Raw genomic sequence first — 19,302 nt, forward strand, 5'->3', positions numbered from 1 at the left:
AGTTAGCCTCCTCGAAAAGTAAGGGGTATTTTGCGCCAGGCTTCCGCAACCTGCCGTTCGGTTTCTTCCAGAGTACCGCTATTATCAATTACTATCGCCGCGCGGGCAATCTTTTCCGATTGGGGCGGTTGGGCGTTTATCCGCAAGCGCGCTTCTTCTTCAGAAAAGTTATTGCGGCGCATCAAGCGTTCAAGCTGAATTTCAGGGGCGCAAGTTACCGCCCAAAGGGTATCGCAACCGTCTGCCAAACCGCTTTCCAGCAATTTTATAGCGTCTATTACAATAATATGGGAAGTAGCTTCGGCAATCTGTCGCAGAATTTCTATCCTAACCAATGGATGGGTAATCTGTTCCAACTCGCGCAACGCTTGAGGATTTGCAAAAACAATTGCGCCGAGCTTACGGCGGTCTATAGGGGCGGGATTGGGCGAGTCTTCCTGAAGTATCGCTTTGCCAAAATGTGCCACGATAGGCGCATAGGCGCTACCACCCGGAACCATAATGCGATGAACGGCGGTATCGGCATCTACATTATGAGTGCCGCACCGCCGTAACATTTCCAGCACCGCACTTTTACCACATGCGATGTTTCCGGTAATCCCGATTAAATAAAGGTCAGTTCTGCCCTGCTTGAGGTCAGAAACCATCATGCTTCAGCCTCAGCCGGAATAGAGTAACCCGCGTAAGCCTTGATGACTTCAAGGAAAGCGCGGGCGGGTCGAGTCAATTCCTTGTCCTTATGATGGGCATAAACAAAAGTACGTCCTACCTTTGCGCCATCAATATCCATCACATGCAGCCTGCTCGACTCAAGTTCGCGCCTGACCGAAAGGGCGGGAACAATTGCCACGCCCAAACCGATTTCCACACTGCGCTTAATCGCTTCGAGGTTTGCCATTACTAAATAATTTTCCGCTTGGGTATGGGCAACTTCCAGCATTTGAGAGGCAAAGGCTTGCAATGCCGAACCACGTTCACGCACTAACATGGTGCGATTCCCAATTTCGCTGAGGTTAACGCTAGAGCGCCCTTCCGCCGCCCACACATCAGAAGGGCTGCAAATCATAATTAACTTATCTTCTAGGAAAGGATGGATTTCCAGCAAAGGATGAGGCTCCATCGGAGTTCCCACCAAAGCTAGATCAACTTCATTTTTCAGCAATTTCTGGGCTAGGGCTTCGGTATTGCCAAGCGCAATTTCAAACTTAACTGCCCCGTTGCTAGGCGAGTTATAACTCATTTTGAAACGGCGCAATAATTCTGGCAGTACATAAGTTGCCAGCGTTACGCCAACGCCTAAATCGAGGCTACCAGCCGAAATTCCGGCGGCTTCCCTTACCGCTTGCTCGGTTTCCTGCGCCTGCGATAATAGGTTGACCGCTTTGGAATAAAGCACCTTCCCCGCCTCAGTCAAATAAACCTCTTTGGCGAGACGCTCAAAGAGGCGCACCCCAATCTGGCGTTCGAGAGCTTGCACCTGCTGGCTAACGGTTGGCTGCGTTAGATATAATGCTTCTGCCGCTCTGGTAAAGCTGCGCTGTCGGGCTACTTCACAAAAGATTTGTAGCTTTTGAAGGTCTAGACTTAGCATACTATTATCCATTTCTATGGATATAACAATTTCTATCTATTCCAGCGATTATAACACGATGCTAGAAGTTAATCCATCTCTTTTCTAGCATACCGGAAAAGCGGCAAAGATAAATTAATCGGAGATGTGCCATATTAAATTTGCTAGTTTAACTGACTCGACAAAATTAATTGGCTATGCTATAATCATTCGGCTAAGGTTAGGGGAGCAAATTAGCCCCCGAATTTTTTTGACTAAATTTGTGATAACAGGAAATCAAGATGGCAAAAAAAGCGGATCGGATTATAATTCATCTCGCATGCACCAGTTGCAAAGAGCGCAATTATACCACCACCAAAAATAAGCGTAACGACCCTAACCGGCTCGAGCTTAGCAAGTTTTGCAAGCGCGAGCGCAAAGTGGTACTTCATCGCGAAACTAAATAAAGGCGAGGAGAACAACGCTTTATGGCAGACAAAAGCTTGCTAGATGACCCATCAATAGAACCACCTTTAGTTCGTTTTGCTAAAGATTCTAAAGAGGAGATGGATAAGGTAGAGTGGCCCAGCCGCAAGGAAACACGCAACATGACCATAGTGGTTATCGCGCTATCCGGCGTAATGGCAGTTGTACTCGGAGCGCTCGACCTGATTCTTACGGGATTGTACGGTTTGCTTAGAGGCTTGTTCAACGTCTAACTTCTTAAATTGAGGTTCACTGAAATGGAAGAGACTCCGCAGGAAGAGCCGGAGATGCAAGAAGAAATACTAGAATCAGCTGAGGAAGCCACGGTAGAAGAAACGGCAGCGCAAAAAGCGCTTGCACCTGTTACAGCCGAACGCCCTTCGCTATCACCTAGCACCGGACACCAAGAAAACATGGGGCGGCGTTGGTATGTGATACATACTTATTCAGGCTATGAAAACAAGGTGAAGCGCGCGCTAGAACGCCGTATTGATTCAATGGATATGCGCGACAAAATCTTCAGGGTTATCGTGCCTACCATTGAGGAAGCCGAAATTAAAAACGGTTCTAGGCATACCGTTCAGCGCAAGGTTTATCCCGGCTATGTGTTGGTCGAAATGGTTATGACCGATGAGTCGTGGTATGTAGTGCGTAACACTCAGGGTGTAACTAGCTTCGTGGGTAGCGGCAACAAGCCAACGCCCCTCGGCGAAGATGAGATGCAGTTGATTACGAAGCAGATGGAAGCACAGGCTCCTAAAATCAAGACCAGCTTCCAAGTTGGCGAAGCAGTCAAGATTATTGACGGACCTTTCACCGACTTCACCGGTATGATTGACTCGATTGATAATTCCAAAAGCAAGGTAACCGTGATGGTTAGCATCTTCGGGCGAGAAACCCCGTTGACCCTCGATTTCTTGCAAATTGAGAAAATTGTGTAGTTCTGGGGAGATATAAAAAGTGGCTAAAAAGGTTAAAGCAATTGTAAAGTTGCAACTGCCTGCCGGTAAGGCAACTCCTGCGCCTCCGGTTGGTCCTGCGCTCGGTCAGCACGGTATCAACCTGATGGGCTTCGTTAAAGAATACAACGAACGCACCGCACAGCAGGTTGGGCAGATCATTCCGGTCGAAATTACTGTTTTTGAAGACCGCTCATTTACTTTCATCACCAAAACTCCGCCTGTCGCCGACTTGCTTCGGAAGGCTGCCGGGGTGGATAAAGGTAGCGGCAAGCCTAACACCGAAAAAGTGGGTAAAATTACTCGCTCTAAGGTTGCGGAAATAGCCAATATCAAGATGAAAGATACCAACGGCACTACTATTGAAGCTGTTGTAAAACAAGTTGAAGGCACTGCCCGCAGCATGGGCATTACCGTAGTAGACTAATCTTTAAAGGTGGGAGGGCACATCTGCCCGTTTGTACCACAGGAGGTATATCAAAATGGATCATGGCAAGAAATACACCGAAGTTGCCAAACAGGTCGATAGCAAAAAAACTTACAAGCTGGATGAGGCAATTGCAATCCTTAAGAAAACCAGTTATGTAAAGTTTGACCCGACCATAGAACTGCATTTCCGGTTAGGCATCGACCCACGCCACGCCGATCAGCAGGTGCGTAGCACCGCCGTTCTGCCACATGGCACCGGCAAGCAAGTCCGCATCTTGGTGTTTACTCAAGGCGAAGGCGAAATCCTTGCCCGGCAAGCAGGCGCAGACTTCGTGGGTAGTGATGATTTAGTCAAGCAAATCGAAGGTGGTTGGACTGAGTTCGATGTAGCGGTTGCTACCCCGGAACAGATGGGTAAAGTCGGTAAACTCGGTAAAATACTGGGTCGCCGTGGCTTAATGCCCAACCCAAAGAGTGGTACCATTTGCCAGCCGAGCGATCTGCCGCGTGTTATTCAGGAAACCCGACGTGGTAAAGTAGAGTTCCGCAACGAGCCAAAAGCCGGTTTGGTACACGTAGGAGTCGGCAAGCTCAGCTTCAGTGAGCAGCAAATCCGCGAAAACGTGATGAACCTAATCGAAGGCATCGTGCGCAACAAACCTACCGGCGCTAAAGGTGTTTACATTAGAAGCATTACCATCACCAGCACTATGGGACCTGGCATTCACTTAGAAGTGAACCCAATCCTAACAGAGGTTGGCAGCACTAACTAATCGAGATTACCTTTAAGTATTCTCTGATTGTAGAATTTTCTGAGCGTATGTACGCTCAACCCAAATATATAGTCCTGCCAGAGACAGCCGGCGCACCAGCTTAAAAGCGGCTTTTGCCGCAGCCAGCCGAGGTAAGACGTAAAAGGGAAAAGAACTAATCGCATATTTTAACCGTCCATACGCCCCTTTGTTGGCGTGCGGTTTACTATGTATGATTGAACCCTTTTGCGAACTGCCCCGGTTTCGCCGGTAAGGTAGAACGCAAAAGGGTTTTTTATTGTCGATTATTGGGCTAAAGCCCACACAATATAGTCCGAAATCTGTAAGGAAGGAGGTGAATAGCGAGTGCCTACACCGAAAAAAGCCGCATTGACAAATGATCTCTCTACGTTATTCGAGAAAAGTACCATTGCGATTTTGACCGAATATCGTGGTATGCGCGTGTCAGAAATTACTAACCTGCGCCGCAAACTGTTGCCCACCGGCACAGAATATCATGTTTCGAAAAACACTCTAGCGCGTCGTGCCGTCAAAGGATTGGGCTGGGATGGCTTGGATAGCGTCCTGACCGGACCGAGCGCGATTGCTTTTGTTGGAACTGATCTGGTAAAAGGCGTTAAGGAGTTACTCAATTTCCAGAAAGACTCCAAAGTCTTTAAGATAAAACTCGGAATTCTGGGTGGCAAGGTAATAGATGCTGCAAAGCTGGAAGACCTTACCAAACTACCTACCAAGGAAGTATTAATCGCCCAATTGATGGGCAGCCTGAATGCACCCGCCAGCAATTTGGTAAGCGTGCTGTCGCAGCCGCCCCAACAACTGGTTAACGCTATGTCAGGTGTCCCGCGCAACCTGGTTAACGTGCTGAATCAGCGCAAGTTGCAACTTGAAGAACAAAACTAATTTGATAGGATAGCCGGGAATGTCCGGCAAAGTAAATTACAAAAGGAGTATGTTAGCACAATGGCTACCGTAAATGAAATTGTAGAGCTTATTGCTCAATTGAACATTCTTGAAGTAAGCGAACTCGTTAAGCAGTTGGAAGACAAATTCGGCGTAACCGCTGCTGCTCCTGTGCAGTTTGCTGCTGCTCCGGCTGCTGCTGCTGCCGCCCCGGTGGAAGCTGCCCCGGTCGAAGTCAAGACCGAGTTTGACCTCGTCCTCACCGACATTGGCGCTGAGAAGATCAAGGTTATTAAGGTAGTGCGCGACCTTCGCTCAGACCTCGGCTTGAAAGAAGCCAAAGAACTGGTTGAAGCCGCTCCTAAGGCAGTTCTCGAAGCCGTAACCAAGGAAGCCGCCGAAGCCGGTAAAGCTAAGTTGGTTGAAGTTGGCGCTAAGGCAGACGTGAAGTAATTTCACCTCTTCTGGAATCAAACCCCCTTCCTGAAAAACAGGTAAGGGGGTTTTGCTTTTTCTATAAAGCTATTAAAACCAGCATTGAAAAAAGTAAAATAGTCTCACTCCACTGAAACAGTTCCAAGCGGTTGCTTACCCGTTTGAGGCTAGTTTCCACCTCTTCTTTAGTGTACAACGTGCTAGTGTGTTCCATTGCTGCCATCAGTGAAGGAATTGAACCATTCGCCATCATCCACTGGGGCATTAGTTTTGCCAACTTATCCCAAGCGGGCTTTGCCAGAAACAAGCCATTTATGAACAGCAATAAGTAAACTAGAAGCCCACCAACTCCTTGCAAAAAAGCATCCGAACTCAAGGCAGAACTGACAAGCACTAGCGTTTCACTCACAAGTAACAGTACAGAACCAGAATGTAATAAAACCTCATAACGCTTAATAAGGCGACTTACGCCTAACGCTTGAGAGGGAGAAGAGCAGAGAAGTGACCAGACGGTGTTAACGGCTATAATTGAGCCAATTGCACCACCCGCGAGAGCCAAAAATCCCATATAGTGTAGAAAAATACTAAAGCTGTGTATCATGTTGGCTTAAAAATTCCTACTCCCGAAGAGAAATAAAATGAAAACAATCCCGCTTCCTATTATATTAGGGAAATAAAGTTAAAGAAATATATATAGGACTAATGGGGGGGGAAACCTTTGGAATAAAAACAAGGGGTTTAACCCATAAGCGTATAGTTAAGAGAATCACAAATAGAAAGAGGTGAGTTCCTCTGGTAAGATGTAAGACTCTTCAACTCTTACTACAAAACCAAAGGAAACTCACATGCCTAGTATAGACGAAATAGTTGGAGCTTTGCAAAAAATATTTGGGGAACGAGCCAAAGCACTAGCGAACGAGCAAGGAGTGAACAAACGCAGCTCGAAAATCACAGGGACAATTTTGGCACTGGTGTTGGTAACAGGCTTTATGAGCCAGCCCGGCGCCAGCCTTAACCAATTGAGCCAAATAGCCCAACAATTCGGTGTAAATGTCACCCGCTCGGGGTTGAGCCAACGCTTAACCTCAGTGACAGTGGAGTTTTTACGCTTGCTATTCGAAGAAGCGCTACAAGTGTGGCAGCAGCGAGAAGGTTTGTGGTTGGAACTGTTTGAACCTTTTAGAGGAGTGTACCTGATAGATAGCACTCATATAGGGCTAGCTAACAAACTGGCGGATAGTCAGCCTGCCAGTGGTGGACAGGCTGGCAAAGCCGGTATGAAGTTACAAATAACCTATGATTATTTGCAGCAGCAAGTGGAGGTTGTGACGGCACAAGCGGCGCTGGAACCAGATCAGAGCTTTGAAGATAAGTTGGAAAAATTACCGGAAGGCAGTTTGGTACTGTTTGATTTGGGTTATTGCACCCTGGAACGGCTAAAACGGCTGATGGCAGCTCATTATTTTGTGAGCCGCTTGCCCCCCAAGGTGCATTTGTATGAGCAGGGGAGTAACCAGCCCCTGGCTTTAGGGTCGGAATTAAGGCGCAGAGGAGGTACCTGCGCAGGAACAGTAATAGAGTTAAGAGTGGAAGTAGGGCAAAAAGAACGGTTGAAGTTACGGGTAGTGGCACAAGTGCTACCGCAAGAAGCTTATCTCCAGCGGTTGGCGCAAGCGAAAAAGGTTAGCCAACTCAAAGGGCGGGAGTTGAGTGCCGCGACAGCTGAGCGGTTACGCTGGAACTTGTATCTAACGAATGTGCACGAGAGCTTGTTAAGTGGTTATCAGGTGGGTATAGTCTATCACTTGCGCTGGCAAATCGAGTTGCTTTTTAAGCTCTGGAAAAGTGGTTTGGGACTAGCACAGAGCGGCAACAAGAAATTGAGCCGGGTATGGTGCGAAATCTATGCCCGGTTAATTGGCTACACCCTGCTGATCTATTTGAGTTGGGGAGTAGCAGGGAGTGAAGAAATGGGGGAAGCGGAAGAAACCAACTTGGTAGAAGCACTGGTGGGATCATCAGGAGGAGAAAGCAACCGTCAATGGCAAGAAACGGACAAAGCGAAGTTAGGCAGGGCGAAGCCCCTTATATTGCAGGCGCTCATAAAGACAACGCGGGAGTTGAGCCTAACGAAAGCGCTTCAGACCTTAGGTACAGAAATCGTAAGGCTGGGCAAAGCCTTGCTGAGAGGTAAAGACAAGAAAGTAAAGAAATTGATTAAAAAGCTCAGGAAAAGATGGGGCCGCTATAGTTTGAAAGAGAAAAGAGCAGATCGCCTCACTAGTTACCAACAGATTAGCCAAATTCAGTTAAGCACCCGCGAGCTACATGCTCCCGACCTTACACTAATATGCAAAGTTGCCTGATTTTAACTTGTGAAAGGCTTAACTATACGCCTATGGGTGCAACCCCCTTGCTCGAAACAAAAGTCCTGCTTGCGTAAGGATTAAACTCAATGATTCTCATTCTTAATATCGCGGTGCGCCAGATGTTTGCTGTAATTTTCAACATAAGGTAACAGCCGCGTTTCAATCGCCTTCAATTCTTTTGAGCCTAGCACTTGAATTGCCGTTTCAAGATCATCACTTTCAGCCAGATACATCATTTGAGGACCTTCACCGGCTATCTTCAACCAGCCATCAGTTACACTCATATCGAGTTTTCCCAGCAAGGGGAGAAATTCGTTTGAGATAAAGTCTTTATATTCCCGCTCTTTTTCCGAACGGATATCCCACAAGAAAAACAACGTGCTCATCGCACAAACTCCCCTTTCTGCTACTACCTAATAATAAAGTTCTTATCAGGATTTAATAATAATTATAATGACAAGTAGAAAGAAAGCAAGTGGATTTCTATTTGATATTTTGCGTCCGTTAGAGGGGCATGCTATAATTTACCTAATCGATAAGGGGGGTAGGCGGTTGTGGTAAGTAAATTCCGCTCCTCTATTGCTACCAACAAATATCAACCGCAATTTGTGGATGATTTCTATACAAAATCTCCTCGCTTCAGTGTAGAAGTTTTGATCTATACCTCGCTGACTACCTGATACGCGCTTGCCGCGTCCGATGCCCGGCGGTTCTGGGCAACTGTTTTGTATGTAATCCAGGAGGAGCATTTAATTAATGCGAAATTTCAGAAAGTTAGGTTTGCTTGTAGCCTTTATTACGCTACTAAGCGTATTATTGGTTGCCTGTGGCGATAATACCGCTACCCCAGTACCGGCAACAACCGCCGCTGCGACTAAAGCTGCAACTACTGCCGCTGGAGCGACTACTGCCGCCGCCACTACTGCCGCTGCTGGCGCGACTACTGCTGCCGCCACCACCGCTGCTGGTGCGACTACTGCTGCTGCGACTACCGCTGCCGGCGCGACTACCGCTGCCGGTGCTACTACCGCTGCTGCTGGCAAAAAGCTCAAAGTAGGGTTGGTAACAGATGTCGGTCGTGTAAATGACAAGAGCTTCAATGAATCTGCATGGAACGGCGTATTGCAGGCTCAGAAAGAGCTTGGCTACGATGTTAAATACGTCGAAACCACCGATACCAAAGATTATGCTAAGAACATCAAAACTTTCGTAGATGACAAGTATGATGTTATCATAACCGTAGGCTTCTTAATCGGCGATGCTACCATCGAAGCTGCCAAAGCCAACCCCACCATCAAATTCATTGGAGTTGACCAAGGGCAGGATGCGAAAAACCCAATTGCGAACCTTGCCGGACTTATCTTTGATGAAGACAAAGCGGGCTTCTTAATCGGCGCGTTGGCTGCTGGCGTAAGCAAGAGCGGCAAACTCGGCGCGGTACTAGGTACCAAGTCGGTTCCTCCCGTCTTCAAGTACGGCGAAGGCTACAAGAATGGCGCGGCTTACCTGTGGGCAAATAGCCCCAAACTGGTAAAAGCTGGCAAAGCCTCGGAAGTAACCTTGACCTACCACCCGGACGGCGACAATGCTTTCAGTGACCCGGTATGGGGCGCACAGCAAGCTGCCGCTCTCATCTCCGCCGGTAATGATGTTATCTTCGGTGGTGGTGGCAACACCGGCAACGGTGCGGTCGAAGGCGCAGCCGAAAAAGGCGTTTACGTCATCGGCGTTGACCTTGACCAATATTACACTCTGCCGAAAGCTGCCCCACGCTTGATTTCAAGCGCCACCAAGCTCATCACCCCCGGCGTATTTGGCTTGTTGAAAGCCGCTGGTGATGGTAGCTTCAAGGGTGGAAACAACGTGGGACCTGTCGGTCTTGCTCCTTTCCACGACCTTGACAAGGATGTTCCTCAAGAGCTTAAAGATGCGATTACCGCTATCGACAAAGGTCTTAAGGATGGTTCCATCAAAACGAATGTGGTAGTCAGCTAGGCTGATTTCCCCTTCATTTTTGAATTGGGAGGGCGGCTTCAACAACCGTCCTCTCAGAAATACCTCTCACATTTTGCTGGAGAAAAAATGGCTTCACCTGCCGTAACGCTTGAAACCGAAAAAAGAAATATTCTGGCAAAAATATTCCGCCAATTATTTATCCCACTGCTGGGCATAATAACCGCTCTGATTGTAGGGGCGATTATTATTTTTATATCGGGTTTCAGCCCGTTACAGGCTTATGGTGGTTTGTGGAAAGGCTCATTTGGCGACCTAGAAGCCATAAACGGTACGCTCGCCACTGCTACCCCTTATATGTTCACGGCATTGGCAGTAGTCTTTGCCTTTCGCGCCGGGCTGTTTAACATTGGGGCGGAAGGACAAATAAAAATCGGGGCGATTTCCGCCGCTTGGGTTGGAATAAACGTCGGGGGCTTACCCAGTTTTCTTGCCATCCCGCTCACGCTGGCAGGCGGTTGTCTCGGCGGAGCGTTATGGGGCGCAATACCGGGCGCACTCAAAGCATGGTCAGGCGCACATGAAGTAATTACCACCATTATGCTCAATTATATCGCCACCTTCATTACCTCTTGGTTGGTAGGCGCAGACGGGCCTATGAAAGCCCCCGCTCGCATGAGCCAGAGCGACCAAATCGGCGAGAATGCCCGTATCGGCACGATCGTGCAAGGGCAACCGCTACACTGGGGTCTGGTAATCGGTGTCACAATGGCGCTAACGGTCTGGTTTATCCTCTACAAAACACCGCTCGGCTTAGAAATACGCACCGTAGGCGCAAACCCAAGCGCGGCACGCTATGCCGGTATCAACCTGAAATTTATACTACTGGCGACAATGGCAATCGCCGGGATGCTAGCAGGTATGGCAGGTTCGCTTGAAGTAATGGGTAGCCCCGGTTTCCGCTACCGCTACAACGCCGCTTTGGGTTCTGGCTACGGCTTTGACAGCATCGCTATTGCCTTACTTGCCAAAAATAACCCACTGGCAGTAATTGCCGCTGTAATTCTTTTTGGCGCGCTCAAGCAGGGCGCCAGCCAGATGCAATTTGACACAGTTGCGGCAGATGGGCGACAGTTACCCGGCGACCTAATTTTAATGATACAGGCGCTGGTGATTCTCTTCGTAGCGGCAGATCAGGTATTGCGTTGGTTGTACCGGATTAAGGCACAGGGTGGTGAAGGCGTGGTGTTAACACGCGGTTGGGGTAAGGCGGAGTAGAAGATGGCACAAACAGCCCTGAAAATTGGCAATAATTTAAAAGTGTCGCGCTGGTTACGCAAATACACCATCTGGATGGTGCTGGCGGCGGTTGTTCCGGCTGTGTTTATCTGGCGTTCGGCGGTCGGACAACAGCCCGTAATTGACACATTTTCGGTAATAATCTTCACATTGGCATTTTCCACCCCCATAACGCTTGGCGCATTGAGCGGTACTTTCTCCGAACGTAGCGGCGTGGTAAACATTGCGATTGAAGGCATGATGCTTTCCGGCGCTTATTTCGGCGCACTTTTCACCAAAATAACCGGAGAAATTTGGATTGGCTTTCTTGCAGCAATCGTAGTTGGTGGGCTTTTGGCATTATTTCACGGCGCACTTTCAATCTATTTCAGAGTAGATCAAATCATCAGCGGTACGGTAATCAATATTTTCGCCTTTGGCTTGACCAGCTTTTTGCACAGCCTCACTAAGAAAACGGCAGATGCTACCCCTTCAAAGCTCCCCTCTATCAGCTTTAAGGTTGAAAATACTTCTTTTACGCTAGGGTTTGTCACAATCCTTGGCATAGTTGCCATCTTTGTCGGGCATTATGTGTTGTTCAAAACGCGCTGGGGTTTGCGTACCAGAGCAGTAGGCGAAAATCCCAAAGCCGCCGATACTGCTGGAATAAACGTTTTTAAAGTGCGCTACATAAACGTGGTAATCAGCGGTATGTTGGCAGGTACGGCAGGGACATATTTCTCGCTACAGGTGTTGGGGGGCTTCACCGAAGGTATGACGGTAGGCACAGGCTTTATCGCGCTGGCAGCCATGATTTTCGGAAACTGGAATCCGCTTAATGCGTGGGGTGCGGCTTTGATTTTCGGCTTGTGTATCACCGCCGATAGCTTGTTGCAAAGTTGGTATGGCAACATTACTTGGCTACATACCATCACCCAAGCTATTCCCTATGTAGTTACAATTGTGGTAGTAGCGGGAGTTATCGGCAGAAGTCGCCCACCTGCGGCGGTTGGCACGCCTTACACTAAGCAATAGAGCTGTCTTCACCCGCAGACTTGTCGTAGCCTTCGATGACAGAATCCGGGTCTTCACCCGATTCTATGCGCGACATAGCTTCATCAAATTCAGGACCGATATCCTCGCCCGTTTGTTGCGCAATCTTTCGAGCCACTCGCGCTAGGCTTTGAGGGTCGCTCTCATCTACATTTGCCAACATGCGGTCAATTTCATAAAATCCGTCCCCTTCGTCGCTACTTCCGCGCCTAACCGCAAAACGTGAAAATATGCGTGATAAGGCTTTATTGCCGCATTTCGGACAAGCCAAATCAGTATTCTCGCTATTTTCAGGGGCGGCAGCAATGGAGCGAAAAAACAAATTCGATTTGGAATTGCAAACCCTACAACGGTATTCGTAAATAGGCATATATTAATATACTCCTTAGTTTCAAACCTTGACATTCTTCTTATTAAACTATAACATAAGCCTAGATTAGGTTAGTAAGCTCTTATACTCAGACAATTTCAAATTTAAATGAATAAAATTCTAATAGTAGAAGATGACACAATTGTCCAAGACCTTGTAAGCGCTACACTTGGTGGTGATCAACGTTATACCCTTCTACAAGCATATAATGGTCATACTGGCTTGGAACTTGCCAAAAGAGAAAAACCGATTCTGATTCTTCTTGATATTGATTTGCCTCGCCTGAATGGGTTAAATGTGTGCCGCACCTTAAAGTCCGATCCGGATTACGCACATATTTATATCCTGATACTATCTGCCATGACCCAAGAGGATGACATAAAAGCCGGATTGGATGCTGGCGCAAACGACTATTTTATTAAACCCTTCAGCCCCCTTGCCCTTCTCCGCCGAGTGGATGATATTCTCGACGCTAACTCAAATTGACATTGCTGTTTTCAGTAAGCTAAAATTCTCCTAGCTAAAATAATACCACATAGGGGTTTGGAGGATTATTCCCGATCATGGAAAGTAAAAATGTGAAACAGCCTTCTACTGTTAACCTGTTCACCCGGCTTGAGCAGGTTCCGGGGCAGGTTTGGATGACACTGGCAATGCTCAGTTTCGCTGCCGGTAATGTGTACGATCAAGCCGCTACCCAGAATATCAACCGTCCCGGCGCATTGGCTGCCGCTACCATTCAAGCCATACCTATAGTAATCTATGCCTTATCAATTTACCTGATAGTAGTCAGAAGGCGGCGCAGTAGCGCAGCGCATGTCGAAACCACCGAGATTAAGCGCTACCGAGGGCAAGGACGTAGGCTTTTTATGCTGGCGGGCGTTTTTACCCAAATCGGCACCGCCGCCTTCTTTCAAGCGTTGATTGTCAGCGGCTTTCAGGGCTTGAACATCACCCTTCCCTTCGTGCAAACTTGGGAATTACTAGCCATCATTATGGGAGTGCTGTTTTTAAAAGAAAAAGCCACCCGCTATATCTACGCCGGGATGATTATAATGGTTATCGGGTTGGCAGGAGTAGCCATCGCCACCCACTCTCAGGAAAATCCGTTTCTTTCGCCTGATTGGTGGTGGGCAATCCCATTCGGCTTGAGCGCAGCATTTTGTTGGGCAAGCGCCGCAATCTTGGCTAGGGCAGGCATGAACCGGGGCGTATCGGCTTTTGGTGGTCTGTCGCTACAATATTTTGCGGGCGCGATTGGCGCGTTCCTACTGATGTGCGTGCTAGGCGACGGCAAGTTCCAGCTACTCACTTTCAATGAGATCGGGCAGCAGTTTAACCTGAGCGAACAAGTGTGGCTTTACCTACTTGGGGGCGCAATAATCAACGGGATTCTGGCTACCGGCTTCCTTACCTTTGCCTTGCGGGTTGCGCCTGCATATAAGGTACTACCTATCAATGCGGTGTATCCCGCGCTGGCGGTATTGCTTGGCTGGTTGGTGCTAGGCGATCGCAATCGTCCCGATTTGTGGGCGTTTCTCTCATTGCTGGTCGTGGCAGCAGGGCTTATTTTCACTCAGGTAGGTCCGATAATCCTACCAGCAAGGTCGCGACCGGGCATAGCCAGAAAATAGCCTCGCCGATTGCGTATAGGCTTATAATATACATATAAACAATCTCTATTATTTAAAAACCATTATTAACACACTTGGAGTATAGAAAATGAGTACAACCGATTTGACGATTGACGAAATCGTCCAAGAAGCGGTGGATAACAAAGTATGGGCGTTGGTGGGCGCAAGCACCAACCCCGATAAGTACGGCAATGTTATCCTACATAACATGGCGAACGCGGGTTATACCATCTACCCCATCAACCCGCGCGCTACCGAAATTGACGGCATTAAATGTTACCCGAATCTTTCGGCGTTGCCCGAAAAACCGACAGTGGTAGATTTTGTCTTACCCGCCAAACTTTCGCTACCTTTTCTGGAGGAAGCGGCAAGGTTGGGTATCAAGACGGTCTGGTTTCAGCCCGGCGCAGAATCAAGGGAGAACATTGCCCGTGCAAAGGAATTGGGTTTGCAGATAATCTATAACGCTTGCTGTATGGTAGCCAAAGGGCGGCGACACTGGCGTTAACCAACTCGTTAGGAAATAAAAAAGGGGCGGCTAACCACCGCCCTTGCTTTTATTTAGACTGTTTGCGCCACAAAAGAGAATTTTACCCCGGTCAGTTCTTCTGAAACCTTCCAAAGTTTTGCGGCAATCTCTTTGTCGTAAGCCTTATCAGCCGCTTTTTCGAGCTTGGGATAGCCTCGATAGCCCATAAAGTGCGGACCAAAAAACTCCCCGCCTTTTACTTCCGGCGCAGTAGCAGCGTATAGCTGAGGTAACGCGCCCTTTGCTTGGCTTTGTGCGACTAGCGTATTAGCTAGTTTATACATAAATACGTTTAGTTTTGACCCGGTAGAACTGGCGCTAGTTCCCTGCAAATTCGTAGCAGCATAGCCGGGATGAGCCGAAACGCTGATAGTTTTTGAACCCAACGCCTCTAGCTTGCGTTGCAGTTCAAAAGTGAAGTAGAGATTCGCAATTTTGCTCTGCGAATAAGCGGCGTAAGGGGTATATTTCTTTTCAAGATAAAGGTCATCAAAATGAATATAACCGGAGCGGTGCAAGCCACTGGATACATTCACAATCCGACTACTAGGCGTCTCTAAAATAGTATCGAGCAGCAGCCCGGTCAGCGCAAAGTGACCTAGATGGTTAGTACCTAATTGAGTCTCGAAACCGTCCACCGTTTTGCGGAAAGGAATCGCCATAACCCCGGCATTGTTAATCAGCAAATCGAGCCGGGAATACTTCGCCCGAAACTCCAGCGCAAAGCTGCGAATCGAGGCTAGGCTACCCAAATCAAGCGTCATCAATTCCAGCGAAGCGGCAGGAAGTTGTTGCTTGATTCGGTTCAAAGCCGCTTTGCCTCTTTCGGGGTCGCGACTGGTCATTATCACTTGTGCGCCCTTAGCCGCCAACGCCAGCGAAGTTTCGTAACCAAGCCCACTGTTTGCGCCCGTAATAACGGCAATGCGTCCATGTTGGTCGGGTATATCGTTAGTAGTCCAATGAGTCATAATATATCTCCTTATGAGTGAATATTCGTTCTTAACTGTCAAAATTAAAAAATCAGTACAGAGTTTTTAGGATGGTTTTAATAGTGCTGACATCTGGTTGCCGCACAAGGGAGGGGTTTAGCTGCAAGAGTTGGTGCAGGAAATCATCAAGGCTGCGGCGTATCTCTGCATAAAAAGCTTTGTCCTTTAACGTTACGTGCGCAACCTTCTGCCCTTCCGCTTCAATTTCTATGTGGATTACGCCAATAACACTGCTACGGCTGAACACCAATTTCACCGGCTCATCTACAAAATGAGCTGCGGATTGGTGCGCCCCTTCTCGCATTTTCTGAGCGGCGCGACCAAGACTGAGCGCGAACCCGCCCAAATAATCAGGTAGCCATTCATCCCTGCTGTGCGCCGGAACATTGGCAGCCAAGCCATTCATTTCCACGCGCACCGACCCGCTGGTAGCCACAATAAAATCAGGGGTGAACTCCGATGAGGGCCAGTTTTCCAATTCCTGCAAACCGGTTACGTGCGGTTCTAACCTAAGCTCTATTTTGAAAAGCGCGGGCGTTGCGGACATCAATAGTTAACCTTCATCCTTACTCCCTCGCGGCACCGGGTAGGCGGTAATAATCGTGCCATCGCTTCCAACTACGGTAAAAACATCGCTATTAGTGCCCGGCACTTGATATACATAGCTGCGTCGCCCGTTGCCCTGATCATCAGGGGCTTTATCCTGTAACGATTTGCCGATCAAATCCAGCACATCCGCCAGCGAACGAGTGCCAAGCGCTTTGGGAAAAGTGGTGATAGTACCACCGTCATACCAGATACTCTGCACATGCTTCCCCACAATATGCGCCCAGCCGTAATCACCACTATGCCCTACGCCACGCCCATAAGTTAGGCGCACAGTACGCCCTTGCGCATCGGTAAAGGTACGCACTACCGAGCGTTCGGGCAATGGTTTCGCCAAATCGGTGGTATCTTCAGCCGCTAAGTTGGTACGTTCTGCTACAGTAGGGGTAGCACGCCCGTTAGAAGCAGGTTTCTGCGTAGGCTGGATAGCAGTAGTAGTCACGGCAGTTTTTTCAACCGCTTTGGTAGTAGCCGCAACGGTTGGAACAAGGGTAGCGGTAGGGTCGCCGCAACTTACCAGCAGCATTGCTAATAACAAGAAAACCGCCACCCGGAAATAGCTTTTTATCATTCCACCGACTCTTTTTCAAAAGAAGGCAGCGTGTTGCGGCGCAAAGTGCCTAACGCCACCTCAAAATCAATATCGGTAATCAAGGCTTCCGACATTTCATTGGTGCTACCGCTTCCCTCAAATTCAGTCACGCAACGGCGAATTGCTACCATCGCCGCATGATTGCACAGCGCGGCAAGGTCTGCGCCCACCATACCCTCTGTTTCAAGCGCCAGTTTATCCAGAATGGAGTAATCTTGCAGCGGTTTTTGGCGAGCATGCACCTCTAGAATCTGACGGCGTGCGTATAGATCAGGCGCAGGAATCTGAATTTTCAGGTCAAAGCGACCCGGTCGCAACAGCGCGGGGTCAACCAATTCTGCCCGATTGGTTGCTGCCAACAATACTACGCCCTTCATGCCCTCGATTCCGTCAATCTCGGTGAGCAATTGCGCCACCACCCGTTCGGAAACGCCGTTATCCACCCGTGAACCGCGCACCGGGGCAAGCGCATCAATTTCATCGAAAAAGATCAGACAAGGGGCAGCTTGACGCGCTTTCTTGAAAATTTCGCGCACCGCTTTTTCGCTCTCGCCCACCCATTTGCTGAGCAATTCCGGGCCTTTGATAGAGATAAAGTTCACCTCGGTTTCACTGGCAAGCGCCTGTGCAATCAGAGTTTTGCCTACACCGGGCGGGCCATAGAGCATAATCCCACGTGGAGGGGTAGTGTTGGTATTGCGGAATAGGTTTTCATATTTGAGGGGCCATTCTACAGCTTCGCGCAAAGCATCTTTTATTTCCTGTAAACCGCCCACCATTTCCCACGAAACATCCGGCACTTCGGTATAAACTTCGCGCACCGCGCTTGGCTCGATTTCTTTTAGCGCGGACATGAAATCGCTCATATCCACCGTCAGGTTCATCAACTCATCATAGGGAATCGTAGAGTTGGCGAAATCTATATCGGGGATAATCTTACGCAACGCGCTGAGAGCCGCCTCACGACAAAGCGCTTCCAAATCAGCCCCTACAAAGCCATGCGTTATCGCCGCCAGTTTTGGCACATCCACATCCATTGCCAGCGGCATACTGCGGGTGTAGATAGTGAGAATCTCCTCACGTCCGGGGCGATCCGGCACACCGATTGAAATTTCCCGATCAAAGCGTCCGGGACGACGCAAAGCAGGGTCAAGGAGATTGGGCAGATTGGTTGCACCGATGACCACAATGCGCCCGCGACTCTTCAGCCCATCCATGAGTGACAGCAATTGTGCTACCACTCGCTTCTCCACTTCGCCCATCACCGACTCTCGTTTGGGGGCAATGGCATCAATCTCATCCAAAAAGATAATGCTAGGGGCGCGAGTAGCGGCATCGCTAAAAACCTTGCGTAAGTTCGCTTCGCTTTCGCCGTAAAACTTGTGAATGATTTCCGGACCGCTCACACTGATAAAAAAGGCGTTGGTTTCGTTCGCTACCGCTCGCGCAATCAGGGTTTTGCCTGAACCGGGGGGCCCATATAACAATACCCCTTTGGGCGCATCAATTCCCAACCGCTCGAACACTTCCGGGTATTTCAAGGGTAACTCTATCATCTCGCGGATACGACTCAACTGCTTGCTCAGTCCGCCTATATCCTCGTAAGTTACCCCACCTTGTCGGCGAGGGGCACGCTGTTGCTTCTCGGCACGCTGCGTATGGATACGCAAAGCAGTAGCAGGCCCTACCTTGAGCGGTACGCCCGAAGGAGTAGCGCCCATTACCATAAATTCCTGCTGAGTGTTGCCAAAAAGGTTAATCCGCAGTATATCACCTTGCGATACGATTAAATCTTCCAGTAATCGTTTTATGTAAAGTAAATGCTGAGAACCGCGCTCTCGGTAGGGGGCGCTATCTTCAGGAGGAGATAAAACCACCGTCTTGGCGATCCCCGCCTCGACCTTTTTCACCACTACGCTATTATCTATTGACGTGCCGCAATTGCGCCGAATAAGCCCGTCAATTTGGATAATGCGCTTGCCACGTTCCGGGGGGAAGGCGGGCATCACCTTTGCGCCAGTGTTGCGCATGCCGCGTATCTCGATAATATCGCCCACATCCAGCCCAAGCAGCTTCATATCATTCGGGTCAATCCGGGCAATGCTACGGGCAGCATCTCGCGGGGCAGCTTCAATCACCCGTAGAACCATGCTTGGAACTTTGCCGGATTCATCCGGTTCAGGCGATAATAAGTCGTCTTTTAAGAAAATATCGGTTGTATCGCTCATTTTATATCAATTACCAACGCTAGTTAATAGTAATTTCCAGCAGGGCAGTTGCAAGGTCGGTATTTCCATTGTCAACTTTCGCCCCAAACGTTAAGAAAATCGTTTTTGTAGGGGCGGTTCGTGAACCGCCCTGCCTGAATCCCTCAAATTGAACCTATCCAACG

Annotated in this window: 23 protein-coding genes; 14 read left to right on the top strand and 9 right to left on the bottom strand. The window is 48.8% G+C overall.

Annotated elements, in window-relative coordinates; genetic code table 11:
- Window positions 1–2: 2 nt before the first annotated feature.
- Window positions 3–650, bottom strand: a complete 648-nt coding sequence (coaE, locus tag OZ401_RS20020; protein WP_341470293.1) for a dephospho-CoA kinase — start codon at window positions 648–650, stop codon at window positions 3–5.
- Window positions 647–1,591 carry a LysR family transcriptional regulator gene (locus tag OZ401_RS20025; RefSeq protein WP_341470294.1) on the bottom strand — a complete coding sequence of 315 codons (945 nt, stop codon included), beginning with the start codon at window positions 1,589–1,591 and terminating at the stop codon, window positions 647–649. The genes coaE and OZ401_RS20025 overlap by 4 nt, the downstream gene beginning before the upstream one ends.
- Before the next feature lie 260 nt (window positions 1,592–1,851).
- Here OZ401_RS20025 and rpmG point away from each other — a divergent pair, with 260 nt between their 5' ends.
- The 7 genes from rpmG (at window position 1,852) to rplL (ending at window position 5,552) form a co-directional block, all read left to right on the top strand.
- Window positions 1,852–2,016, top strand: a complete 165-nt coding sequence (gene rpmG, locus OZ401_RS20030) for a 50S ribosomal protein L33 (protein ID WP_341470295.1) — start codon at window positions 1,852–1,854, stop codon at window positions 2,014–2,016.
- A 21-nt stretch (window positions 2,017–2,037) separates the two neighbouring features.
- On the top strand, window positions 2,038–2,268 hold the full coding sequence (gene secE / locus OZ401_RS20035; protein WP_341470296.1) for a preprotein translocase subunit SecE: 231 nt from the start codon (window positions 2,038–2,040) through the stop codon (window positions 2,266–2,268).
- A 180-nt stretch (window positions 2,269–2,448) separates the two neighbouring features.
- A complete protein-coding gene (gene nusG, locus OZ401_RS20040) occupies window positions 2,449–2,976 on the top strand; it encodes a transcription termination/antitermination protein NusG (RefSeq protein WP_341471843.1) in 528 nt (175 codons plus the stop codon).
- A 19-nt stretch (window positions 2,977–2,995) separates the two neighbouring features.
- Window positions 2,996–3,421, top strand: coding sequence for a 50S ribosomal protein L11 (rplK, locus tag OZ401_RS20045; protein ID WP_341470297.1), 426 nt, complete (start codon window positions 2,996–2,998; stop codon window positions 3,419–3,421).
- A 55-nt stretch (window positions 3,422–3,476) separates the two neighbouring features.
- Window positions 3,477–4,196: a 50S ribosomal protein L1 gene (gene rplA, locus OZ401_RS20050; RefSeq protein WP_341470298.1), complete on the top strand. Its 720-nt coding sequence runs from the start codon at window positions 3,477–3,479 to the stop codon at window positions 4,194–4,196.
- Window positions 4,197–4,541: 345 nt separating this feature from the next.
- Window positions 4,542–5,099 carry a 50S ribosomal protein L10 gene (rplJ, locus tag OZ401_RS20055; RefSeq protein ID WP_341470299.1) on the top strand — a complete coding sequence of 186 codons (558 nt, stop codon included), beginning with the start codon at window positions 4,542–4,544 and terminating at the stop codon, window positions 5,097–5,099.
- A gap of 60 nt (window positions 5,100–5,159) precedes the next feature.
- Window positions 5,160–5,552: a 50S ribosomal protein L7/L12 gene (gene rplL, locus OZ401_RS20060; protein ID WP_341470300.1), complete on the top strand. Its 393-nt coding sequence runs from the start codon at window positions 5,160–5,162 to the stop codon at window positions 5,550–5,552.
- A gap of 61 nt (window positions 5,553–5,613) precedes the next feature.
- On the opposite strand, the gene OZ401_RS20065 is transcribed toward rplL, so the two are convergent.
- Entirely contained in the window at window positions 5,614–6,135 is a 522-nt protein-coding gene (locus OZ401_RS20065) for a hypothetical protein (protein WP_341470301.1), read from the bottom strand.
- Between the two features lie 244 nt (window positions 6,136–6,379).
- Between OZ401_RS20065 and OZ401_RS20070 the strand changes: the two genes are divergently transcribed.
- Entirely contained in the window at window positions 6,380–7,900 is a 1,521-nt protein-coding gene (locus OZ401_RS20070) for an IS4 family transposase (protein WP_341467914.1), read from the top strand.
- 86 nt (window positions 7,901–7,986) lie between these two features.
- Here OZ401_RS20070 and OZ401_RS20075 read toward each other — a convergent pair whose 3' ends face one another.
- Window positions 7,987–8,289, bottom strand: coding sequence for a hypothetical protein (locus tag OZ401_RS20075; RefSeq protein ID WP_341470302.1), 303 nt, complete (start codon window positions 8,287–8,289; stop codon window positions 7,987–7,989).
- Between the two features lie 370 nt (window positions 8,290–8,659).
- Between OZ401_RS20075 and OZ401_RS20080 the strand changes: the two genes are divergently transcribed.
- From OZ401_RS20080 to OZ401_RS20090, 3 genes are all read left to right on the top strand, one after another.
- A complete protein-coding gene (locus tag OZ401_RS20080; RefSeq protein ID WP_341470303.1) occupies window positions 8,660–9,898 on the top strand; it encodes a BMP family ABC transporter substrate-binding protein in 1,239 nt (412 codons plus the stop codon).
- An 87-nt stretch (window positions 9,899–9,985) separates the two neighbouring features.
- Window positions 9,986–11,134: an ABC transporter permease gene (locus OZ401_RS20085; RefSeq protein ID WP_341470304.1), complete on the top strand. Its 1,149-nt coding sequence runs from the start codon at window positions 9,986–9,988 to the stop codon at window positions 11,132–11,134.
- Window positions 11,135–11,137: 3 nt separating this feature from the next.
- The gene (locus OZ401_RS20090; RefSeq protein WP_341470305.1) at window positions 11,138–12,169 is read left to right on the top strand and encodes an ABC transporter permease; all 1,032 of its coding nucleotides are present in this window, start codon (window positions 11,138–11,140) and stop codon (window positions 12,167–12,169) included.
- Here the strand turns inward: OZ401_RS20090 and OZ401_RS20095 are convergent.
- The gene (locus OZ401_RS20095; RefSeq protein ID WP_341470306.1) at window positions 12,159–12,557 is read right to left on the bottom strand and encodes an FmdB family zinc ribbon protein; all 399 of its coding nucleotides are present in this window, start codon (window positions 12,555–12,557) and stop codon (window positions 12,159–12,161) included. The genes OZ401_RS20090 and OZ401_RS20095 overlap by 11 nt on opposite strands.
- 108 nt (window positions 12,558–12,665) lie before the next feature.
- Between OZ401_RS20095 and OZ401_RS20100 the strand changes: the two genes are divergently transcribed.
- The 3 genes from OZ401_RS20100 (at window position 12,666) to OZ401_RS20110 (ending at window position 14,699) form a co-directional block, all read left to right on the top strand.
- The gene (locus OZ401_RS20100) at window positions 12,666–13,043 is read left to right on the top strand and encodes a response regulator transcription factor (RefSeq protein ID WP_341470307.1); all 378 of its coding nucleotides are present in this window, start codon (window positions 12,666–12,668) and stop codon (window positions 13,041–13,043) included.
- A 77-nt stretch (window positions 13,044–13,120) separates the two neighbouring features.
- On the top strand, window positions 13,121–14,191 hold the full coding sequence (locus tag OZ401_RS20105) for a DMT family transporter (RefSeq protein ID WP_341470308.1): 1,071 nt from the start codon (window positions 13,121–13,123) through the stop codon (window positions 14,189–14,191).
- Between the two features lie 88 nt (window positions 14,192–14,279).
- Window positions 14,280–14,699 (top strand): CoA-binding protein, encoded by a 420-nt coding sequence (locus tag OZ401_RS20110; protein WP_341470309.1) that lies wholly within the window; start codon window positions 14,280–14,282, stop codon window positions 14,697–14,699.
- Between the two features lie 53 nt (window positions 14,700–14,752).
- On the opposite strand, the gene OZ401_RS20115 is transcribed toward OZ401_RS20110, so the two are convergent.
- From OZ401_RS20115 to OZ401_RS20130, 4 genes are read right to left on the bottom strand one after another with little or no spacing between them, the layout of a single operon-like run.
- On the bottom strand, window positions 14,753–15,691 hold the full coding sequence (locus tag OZ401_RS20115) for an oxidoreductase (protein ID WP_341470310.1): 939 nt from the start codon (window positions 15,689–15,691) through the stop codon (window positions 14,753–14,755).
- 52 nt (window positions 15,692–15,743) lie between these two features.
- A complete protein-coding gene (locus OZ401_RS20120; protein WP_341470311.1) occupies window positions 15,744–16,259 on the bottom strand; it encodes a hypothetical protein in 516 nt (171 codons plus the stop codon).
- Window positions 16,260–16,265: 6 nt separating this feature from the next.
- On the bottom strand, window positions 16,266–16,889 hold the full coding sequence (locus OZ401_RS20125) for a hypothetical protein (protein ID WP_341470312.1): 624 nt from the start codon (window positions 16,887–16,889) through the stop codon (window positions 16,266–16,268).
- Window positions 16,886–19,060, bottom strand: a complete 2,175-nt coding sequence (locus OZ401_RS20130; RefSeq protein WP_425607640.1) for a CDC48 family AAA ATPase — start codon at window positions 19,058–19,060, stop codon at window positions 16,886–16,888. The genes OZ401_RS20125 and OZ401_RS20130 overlap by 4 nt, the downstream gene beginning before the upstream one ends.
- Window positions 19,061–19,302: the final 242 nt, after the last annotated feature.

The sequence above is a fragment of the Candidatus Chlorohelix allophototropha genome (assembly GCF_030389965.1).
In the GTDB taxonomy this organism is placed as follows: domain Bacteria; phylum Chloroflexota; class Chloroflexia; order Chloroheliales; family Chloroheliaceae; genus Chlorohelix; species Chlorohelix allophototropha.

Bases quoted from the DNA above. Each gene is read 5' to 3' on its own strand.
- coaE (WP_341470293.1), bottom strand. From the start codon at position 650: ATGATGGTTTCTGACCTCAAGCAGGGCAGAACTGACCTTTATTTAATC.
- OZ401_RS20025 (WP_341470294.1), bottom strand. From the start codon at position 1,591: ATGCTAAGTCTAGACCTTCAAAAGCTACAAATCTTTTGTGAAGTAGCC.
- rpmG (WP_341470295.1), top strand. From the start codon at position 1,852: ATGGCAAAAAAAGCGGATCGGATTATAATTCATCTCGCATGCACCAGT.
- secE (WP_341470296.1), top strand. From the start codon at position 2,038: ATGGCAGACAAAAGCTTGCTAGATGACCCATCAATAGAACCACCTTTA.
- nusG (WP_341471843.1), top strand. From the start codon at position 2,449: ATGGGGCGGCGTTGGTATGTGATACATACTTATTCAGGCTATGAAAAC.
- rplA (WP_341470298.1), top strand. From the start codon at position 3,477: ATGGATCATGGCAAGAAATACACCGAAGTTGCCAAACAGGTCGATAGC.
- rplL (WP_341470300.1), top strand. From the start codon at position 5,160: ATGGCTACCGTAAATGAAATTGTAGAGCTTATTGCTCAATTGAACATT.
- OZ401_RS20065 (WP_341470301.1), bottom strand. From the start codon at position 6,135: ATGATACACAGCTTTAGTATTTTTCTACACTATATGGGATTTTTGGCT.
- OZ401_RS20070 (WP_341467914.1), top strand. From the start codon at position 6,380: ATGCCTAGTATAGACGAAATAGTTGGAGCTTTGCAAAAAATATTTGGG.
- OZ401_RS20075 (WP_341470302.1), bottom strand. From the start codon at position 8,289: ATGAGCACGTTGTTTTTCTTGTGGGATATCCGTTCGGAAAAAGAGCGG.
- OZ401_RS20080 (WP_341470303.1), top strand. From the start codon at position 8,660: ATGCGAAATTTCAGAAAGTTAGGTTTGCTTGTAGCCTTTATTACGCTA.
- OZ401_RS20085 (WP_341470304.1), top strand. From the start codon at position 9,986: ATGGCTTCACCTGCCGTAACGCTTGAAACCGAAAAAAGAAATATTCTG.
- OZ401_RS20090 (WP_341470305.1), top strand. From the start codon at position 11,138: ATGGCACAAACAGCCCTGAAAATTGGCAATAATTTAAAAGTGTCGCGC.
- OZ401_RS20095 (WP_341470306.1), bottom strand. From the start codon at position 12,557: ATGCCTATTTACGAATACCGTTGTAGGGTTTGCAATTCCAAATCGAAT.
- OZ401_RS20100 (WP_341470307.1), top strand. From the start codon at position 12,666: ATGAATAAAATTCTAATAGTAGAAGATGACACAATTGTCCAAGACCTT.
- OZ401_RS20105 (WP_341470308.1), top strand. From the start codon at position 13,121: ATGGAAAGTAAAAATGTGAAACAGCCTTCTACTGTTAACCTGTTCACC.
- OZ401_RS20110 (WP_341470309.1), top strand. From the start codon at position 14,280: ATGAGTACAACCGATTTGACGATTGACGAAATCGTCCAAGAAGCGGTG.
- OZ401_RS20115 (WP_341470310.1), bottom strand. From the start codon at position 15,691: ATGACTCATTGGACTACTAACGATATACCCGACCAACATGGACGCATT.
- OZ401_RS20120 (WP_341470311.1), bottom strand. From the start codon at position 16,259: ATGTCCGCAACGCCCGCGCTTTTCAAAATAGAGCTTAGGTTAGAACCG.
- OZ401_RS20125 (WP_341470312.1), bottom strand. From the start codon at position 16,889: ATGATAAAAAGCTATTTCCGGGTGGCGGTTTTCTTGTTATTAGCAATG.
- OZ401_RS20130 (WP_425607640.1), bottom strand. From the start codon at position 19,060: ATGGTTCTACGGGTGATTGAAGCTGCCCCGCGAGATGCTGCCCGTAGC.